Below are 6837 nucleotides of genomic sequence, written 5' to 3' on the forward strand. Positions count from 1 at the left end.
GCACTGTGATGTTGAACCCGGATCGGCAGCAGCAGACCGAGAAAAGAGCGGCATAGTTAGACGGCGACGCGACAACAACCTTGAAAAACGCCGAAACCTGTGGCCAAGAGTGGTCACTGAGCGCCTGAAAGCCAATGGTCCAACTTCTCGGCTTGTGGATTTGGAGTCACACCAAAAACTCGCTGAATAGCTTTGTGGATTCATGGCACGGAGTCGAACTCCGTGCCCGCGAAATAGGCAGCCGCCAATGGCGACTCTCAATATTTCTCAAACTGCCCAACAAAAAAGGCCTACCTTGCGGTAAGCCTTTTCCATTCACTACATAATCCTCAATCCCCCAACGCTTCCCCCTCACGCCGTGGGTCCGCGCCACCTTCCAACGTCGCTTTCCCCTGCGCATCCTTGACCCGCACGATGGCTTGGGTGCCGCTGGTCATGTCGATTTCACTCACCGCGTGACCTTTGTCCTTCAACGCCTGAATCAGCGCCGGGCTGAACTGGCCTTGTTCCAGTTCGGTCGGGCCGTTGCGGCTGCCGAAGTTGGGCAGGCTGATGGCGCTTTGCGGGTCGAGGTTCCAGTCGAGCAGGCCGACGGTGGTTTTGGCGACGTATTCGATGATCTGCGAGCCGCCCGGTGAGCCGACGCCGGCGAGGAATTCGCCGCTGTTGCGATCGAAGATCAGCGTGGGTGCCATCGATGAACGTGGGCGTTTGCCGGGTTCGACGCGGTTGGCGACTTTCTGCCCGTTCTCTTCGGGGATGAACGAGAAGTCGGTCAATTGATTGTTCAGCAGAAAGCCCTGAACCATCAGGTGCGAGCCGAATGCCGCTTCGATGGTGGTGGTCATCGACACGGCCCCGCCGAGGTCATCCACCGCCACCACTTGCGAGGTGGAAATGCGCAGCGGCGAGCGGTCCGGCGCGTAGGCTACCTGCACGCCCGGCGGCGTGCCCGGTTTGGCGCTGCCCATGCTGCGTTCGCCGATCAGGCTGGCGCGACCGGCGAGATAGCCTGGGTCAACCAGACCTTTGACCGGTACCGGCACGTAGTCAGTGTCGGCGACGTATTGCGCGCGGTCGGCGTAGGCCAGTCGCTCAGCTTCGGCGATCAGGTGCACCGCTTGTGGATCGGGTTCGATGCCGGCCGGTTTGTCAGTCTTCAGCGGTTTGAGTGGTGCCAGTGCCCAGCGCGGATCGCGGGTTTCCAGGGCCTGCAAGGTTCCGAGAATCTGCGCCACGGCAATGCCGCCCGACGACGGTGGCGGCATGCCGCAGACCTGCCAGCGTTTGTAGTCGGTGCACAACGGCGCACGTTCCTTGGCCTGATAACGCTGCAGATCATTCAGCGACAGACTGCCGGGGTTGGCGTGCCCCTGGACCTTGGCGACGATGTCCTCGGCAATCGGGCCTTTGTACAGCGCATCGGCGCCTTCGCTGGCAATGCGTTTGAGCACCGCGGCCAGTGCCGGGTTTTGCAGGCGTGTGCCAATGGCTTTGACGCTGCCATCGGCATTGAGGAAATACTTGGCCATGTCCGGCGACTGGCGAATCACCGGATCTGACACGAGAAGTGAATGCAGGCGAGGAGAGATGGCGAAGCCCTGCTCGGCAAGTTTGATCGCCGGCTCGAACAGCTTCGCCCACGGCAGGCGACCGTGCTGTTTATGTGCCAACTCCAGTGCGCGCAACACGCCCGGTGTGCCGACCGACCGGCCGCCAATCTGCGCCTGTGGGAACGGCATCGGTTTACCGTCCGCTTGCAGGAACAGCTTCTCGGTGGCACCGGCCGGAGCGGTTTCGCGACCGTCATAGGTCTGCACTTTTTTGCCATCCCACAACACGATCATCGCGCCGCCACCAATCCCGGAGGATTGCGGTTCAACCAACGTCAGCACCGCTTGCATCGCAATCGCCGCATCAATCGCCGAACCGCCCTGACGCAGCATCTCGCGCCCGGCCTCAGCGGCCAGTGGATTCGCAGCGGCGGCCATGTGTTTGCTGGCGTGACGGGGTTGCAGATCGGTGCGGTAACCGGAGGCGGCTTCCGGTGCCAAAGGCAGGGTCGAGGCGGGCGGGGCGTTGCACGCGGTGAGGGTCAGGGCGCTGATGATCAGCGTCAGGGCTGGCAGGCGAAAGCGGCTCAAGGGCAAGGCTGAAAACACGCGGGCTCTCCGTCCGTGGGGTAAAAGTCTGTGGGACTTTATCGACCGACCGTGAAGGACGCAAACCGTCGGTCTGTTTCTCCTCCATGCCTGGGCCAGTTTTCTGTCGGATCAAGGGTAAGCGTGAGGCCTGAGCATCCTGCACAACGAGCGCCCGATATGGCTCAGATACTTCTACGCTGATAGGGACATGTGATCGCACCGAAGGTGCTCATATCCAGTCGTTCCTGTATAGCCAGAGAGGTGCGCGTGATGATCAACGAACAGATGGCACCTGAGACAAAAGGTGTGGCGGTGACATTACTTGCAACCGTTGACCTCGGCCCTGAGATTGAAGGCATGGCAGGGCGTCAACTTCGAATGCGGTTGGTGACCATTGAGCCTGGAGGGGTCTTCGGGCCGGTTCATAGCCATAAAGACCGACCCGGTACTGTTTACATATTGCAAGGAACGATCACTGATCATCGGCATGGCGTCGCCACGGACTATGGACCCGGAGTGGGGTGGCCCGAGGACAGAAACACTACGCACTGGCTTGAGAACAGAGGCCCTGTTGCGGCAGTGGAGATCTCGGTCGATATCGTCAGGCAAGATTAATATCAAACGCTTTGGCCAGGTGCGTAACTCAAGGTGTTTTGATGACTCCTGCGCCTCTCCCTGTGCCAGACGCGCTCGCCACAGCGCCGGCACTTTTCTCGAGGCATAAAAAAACGGCCTACCTTTCGGTAAGCCGTTTTTAGTACTTGGTGGCTACACAGGGACTTGAACCCCGGACCCCAGCATTATGAATGCTATGCTCTAACCAACTGAGCTATGTAGCCAAGTGGCGCGCATTATTCCCCTGAAATGGAAAAGCGTCAAGCGTAAATTTAAAATATTTCTTCTTATTTTCAACCGCTTATCCTCCGGCCCGGAAAATCCGGGCCGGGCAGGGCGTCAACGCAGTTGGAATCTTGCGGTATTGGCGCTCAAGGCATGGCTGCCTTGACTCAAAGTGTCCGCCGCGAGATTCACTGCCCGCGCGCCTTCAAGCAAACGCACGGCGGCCTGATCGACCTGCTGGATATTGCCGCTGACCTCATCGGCGGTGCTCGCTTGCTCTTCAACTGCCGTGGCGATCTGCGCGAGGGTGTCTGTGACACTCTGCACGGCGCTGGCAATTTCCCCCAGTCGTTCGCCGAGGCCAGTGACCGCTTCGGCATCCGATTGCGCCTGGCCGCAGGCGGCTTCCATCAGGCTCACCGCTTCGTTGACCGTGGCGCGCAGGCTGTCGACGGTGCCGGCGATTTGCGCGGTCGACGATTGAGTGCGTTGCGACAGGCTGCGCACTTCGTCGGCGACCACGGCAAAACCGCGACCCTGTTCGCCGGCGCGTGCCGCTTCAATCGCGGCGTTGAGTGCCAACAGGTTGGTCTGTTCGGCAACACCGCGAATGGTGTCGACCACCAGTTGGATCTGCTGCCCTTGTTCGCTGACACGGCCCAATGCCGCAGCGGTTTCGTTGAGGCGTTGATTGAGCTGTTGAATGCTCGCCGTGGTGCGCTGGCTGTCGCGGCTGCTGTCAGCGGCGATGCGCCGGGTGTGCTGGGCGCTGCCGGAAGCCTGTTCGCAACTCTGCGCCACGCCTTGGGAGGTGGCGGCCAGTTGTGTGGCGGCAGCGGCGATCTGGCTGATCTGCAATTGCTGCGCTTCGACTTCGCCCAGCGCGCCACTGGAGTGATCGTTGAGGCTGCGCACCGCGTTGCTCAGTTGCGAGGTCTCGTGATCGACGCCGAGCATGCTGGTGCGCAATTGCAGCACGGCGACGTTGAGGGCGGTGCTGATCGCCGCCAGTTCATCACGGCCCACCACCGGCACTTGCAGGCTCAGATTGCCGTCGCGCAGGGCTTCGGCCAGCACAGTGATGCCGCTGGCGCTGCGCCGGATCGAGGCTTGCAGGCAAATGAACAGGTACAGCGCGGCCAGTAGCAGGCAGCCGAAGATGGCCGCAACGATGATGAACTGGCGGATGGCCGAGCCATGGTAGTAGTCCAGTCGCTGATCCAGGGACATCAGCGATTGCTGGCGCAGTGAGGCGAGATCGCCGAGCAGGGCGTCCAGGCTACGCTCGAAGTCCTCAGGCTTAAGGTTGATGCTGCCGCCGAACATGCCGTCGTCCAGCACTTTCAGGCCGGCGTCCAGGCGTTGCAGGCTGTCTTGATACTGCGTTCCCCAGGTTTGTTGATCGCCGGGCAGGCGCGCTTTGAGAAGGTCGGCGTTTTTCACTAATTGTTCACGGGCGTCGCCAATCCGGCTGCGCAGATCGCGCAGTTGCAGGCGGCTCTGCAAGGTGAACTGTCCGGACACCACCGAAGCCTGACCGACAGCGGCGAGGCGGCCGACCCGTTCGATCAGATCCGGCGCGTCTTGCGTCGAGATTTGCGTCAGCAAGTAGGTTTCCAGCCACGGCGCGAGGGTCAGGCGGTTTTCCATGACGATCTGCTCACGCAACGCTTGCAGGGTGCTGAGTGCATGGGTGAAACGGTCGTATCCGTCCGGCCACCAACCGACGCCGCTCAGGCTTTTCGAGTCCAGACCGTCCAATGCGGTTTGCAAGGCCTGATAGCGGGCAAGGGTTTCGCCCTCGGCGCCTTGATTCTTCAACGCATCGCCCAGGTCGCTGACGGCTTGTGTGACCGCTGGCTGCACAGCGTCGAAGGCAGCCATCGCGGCGAGCGTCGCCGGCGTTGGCTGGCGGTTGGTTTCGGTTGCACGCCAGCGGGCAGCGCGGTCGCGTTGTGCCGCCAGCAGATTGTCGAGCGCATCCAGGGCGAGCAACTGCTGGACGCCGGCGCGCTCAACGCCAATCAGATTGAGTTTGTCGCGATAACCTTGGCCGATCATCAACAGGCTGCCGGCCAGCGGCAGAATGAACAGCAGAAACAACAGCTGAAATTTACGCGCGAATCCAAACCGCCCCAGCAATTTGATTCCCGGTGATAAAAAAGCCTGCATGCCCCATGACTCCTCTGGACACCACGCACCATTGGCGTGCATCGCGGTCGTGCGACCTTGATGTTGTGCCCTGCTAAAAGGCCTCGAAAGTTCACTCTCGCCGGCTCTGTAGGCTGGCTCTGTAGCGAAACTTCCCATTCTCGATCCCCTTTGTAAGGGGCCGCGTTCAGGGGAAGAAGCAAGGCAAGATTCAGACCATGGCGTTGCGCTATCAGTTTGAGGTGACGAGTAACCAGTTAGTTAGCTGCCTAAGGGGATGGCTTTGCTGCACCGAAAAATGGCACATTGACGCACCTGCCTGCGTGCATCCCTCTGCTGTACGGAAACTTTCATGGCTATCAGCAACGTTCAGCCCGCCGCTGCCTCGGCGTCCGCTCCTGCTCAAAGCAGTCCATTGGTGATGCGCATCATCGGCGCGGTGGCGCTGGCGCATTTGATCAACGACCTGATCCAGTCGGTGCTGCCGTCGATCTACCCGATGTTAAAGGCCAACTATGGCTTGAGCTTCACCCAGGTCGGCCTGATCACGCTGACCTTTCAATTGACCGCCTCGCTGTTGCAGCCGTGGGTCGGGTATCACACGGATCGTCATCCGAAACCGTGGCTGTTGCCGGCCGGCTCCATTTGCACGCTGATTGGTATCGTGATGATGTCAGTGGTCGGTAGCTTCCCGTTGATTCTGCTGGCGGCGGCGCTGATCGGGATCGGTTCTTCAACCTTTCACCCGGAAGCGTCGCGTATCGCGCGGTTGGCGTCGGGCGGACGCTTTGGTCTGGCGCAATCGACGTTCCAGGTCGGTGGTAACGCGGGGTCGGCGTTCGGCCCGTTGCTGGCGGCGGCGATCATCATTCCGTTCGGTCAGGGCAACGTGGCGTGGTTTGGTCTGTTCGCGGTGTTTGCGCTGTTCGTGCTGTACCGCATCAGTCGCTGGTACGCCCATCACCTCAACCTGTTCAAGCTCAAGGCTGGTCTGGCGGCGACTCACGGGCTGTCGAAGGGCAGGGTAACCAGTGCGCTGGTAGTTCTTGGGTTGCTGGTGTTTTCCAAGTATTTCTACATGGCCAGTTTCACCAGTTACTTCACGTTCTACCTGATCGAGAAGTTCGACCTGTCGGTGGCCAGTTCGCAGCTTCATCTGTTCCTGTTCCTTGGCGCTGTGGCAGCGGGTACGTTCTTCGGCGGGCCGATTGGCGACAAGATCGGCCGTAAGGCGGTGATCTGGTTGTCCATCCTCGGCGTGGCGCCATTCACGCTGATCCTGCCCCACGTCGACCTGTTCTGGACCAGCATTCTCAGCGTGGTCATCGGCTTTATCCTCGCCTCGGCGTTCTCGGCGATTGTGGTGTACGCACAGGAACTGGTGCCGGGTAATGTCGGGATGATCGCCGGGGTGTTCTTCGGTTTGATGTTTGGTTTTGGCGGGATTGGTGCAGCGTTGCTTGGGCATCTGGCGGATGTTCACGGGATTGAGTACGTGTATTTCCTGTGCTCGTTCCTACCGTTGTTCGGGGTGTTGGCGATCTTTTTGCCGCGTACCAAAAAGGCCTGATTCACCACCATTGCACAAGAAATAACAGTGAACTTCATGTCTAGTCCTGAAATAGGTTTACACCTGTTTCACCCCAACGCCCGATGCACTGCATCGGGCGTTTTGTATTTTAAGGACAGGTGCGGGCGTTCC

4 protein-coding genes, 1 tRNA gene and 1 pseudogene are annotated in these 6837 nt (G+C 60.2%); 3 read left to right on the top strand and 3 right to left on the bottom strand.

Annotated features, from left to right (window positions below; translation table 11 throughout):
- Window positions 1–190, top strand: a pseudogene (locus ACIOWA_RS26825) (hypothetical protein); the annotation flags it as partial.
- 139 nt (window positions 191–329) lie between these two features.
- Here ACIOWA_RS26825 and ggt read toward each other — a convergent pair.
- A complete protein-coding gene (ggt, locus tag ACIOWA_RS26830) occupies window positions 330–2162 on the bottom strand; it encodes a gamma-glutamyltransferase (protein ID WP_401162791.1) in 1833 nt (610 codons plus the stop codon).
- 252 nt (window positions 2163–2414) lie between these two features.
- Between ggt and ACIOWA_RS26835 the strand changes: the two genes are divergently transcribed.
- On the top strand, window positions 2415–2759 hold the full coding sequence (locus tag ACIOWA_RS26835; RefSeq protein ID WP_401162793.1) for a cupin domain-containing protein: 345 nt from the start codon (window positions 2415–2417) through the stop codon (window positions 2757–2759).
- Window positions 2760–2906: 147 nt separating this feature from the next.
- On the opposite strand, the gene ACIOWA_RS26840 is transcribed toward ACIOWA_RS26835, so the two are convergent.
- Both ACIOWA_RS26840 and ACIOWA_RS26845 read right to left on the bottom strand, forming a co-directional pair.
- Window positions 2907–2983, bottom strand: a tRNA-Met gene (locus ACIOWA_RS26840).
- Between the two features lie 115 nt (window positions 2984–3098).
- Window positions 3099–5156 (bottom strand): methyl-accepting chemotaxis protein, encoded by a 2058-nt coding sequence (locus ACIOWA_RS26845; protein WP_401162795.1) that lies wholly within the window; start codon window positions 5154–5156, stop codon window positions 3099–3101.
- A 331-nt stretch (window positions 5157–5487) separates the two neighbouring features.
- Here ACIOWA_RS26845 and ACIOWA_RS26850 point away from each other — a divergent pair, with 331 nt between their 5' ends.
- A complete protein-coding gene (locus ACIOWA_RS26850) occupies window positions 5488–6705 on the top strand; it encodes an MFS transporter (protein WP_401162797.1) in 1218 nt (405 codons plus the stop codon).
- The last annotated feature ends 132 nt before the right edge of the window (window positions 6706–6837 follow it).

Source organism: Pseudomonas sp. NPDC087614, from assembly GCF_044743485.1.
Taxonomy (GTDB): domain Bacteria; phylum Pseudomonadota; class Gammaproteobacteria; order Pseudomonadales; family Pseudomonadaceae; genus Aquipseudomonas; species Aquipseudomonas baetica_A.

Bases quoted from the DNA above. Each gene is read 5' to 3' on its own strand.
- ACIOWA_RS26845 (WP_401162795.1), bottom strand. From the start codon at position 5,156: ATGCAGGCTTTTTTATCACCGGGAATCAAATTGCTGGGGCGGTTTGGA.
- ACIOWA_RS26850 (WP_401162797.1), top strand. From the start codon at position 5,488: ATGGCTATCAGCAACGTTCAGCCCGCCGCTGCCTCGGCGTCCGCTCCT.
- ACIOWA_RS26835 (WP_401162793.1), top strand. From the start codon at position 2,415: ATGATCAACGAACAGATGGCACCTGAGACAAAAGGTGTGGCGGTGACA.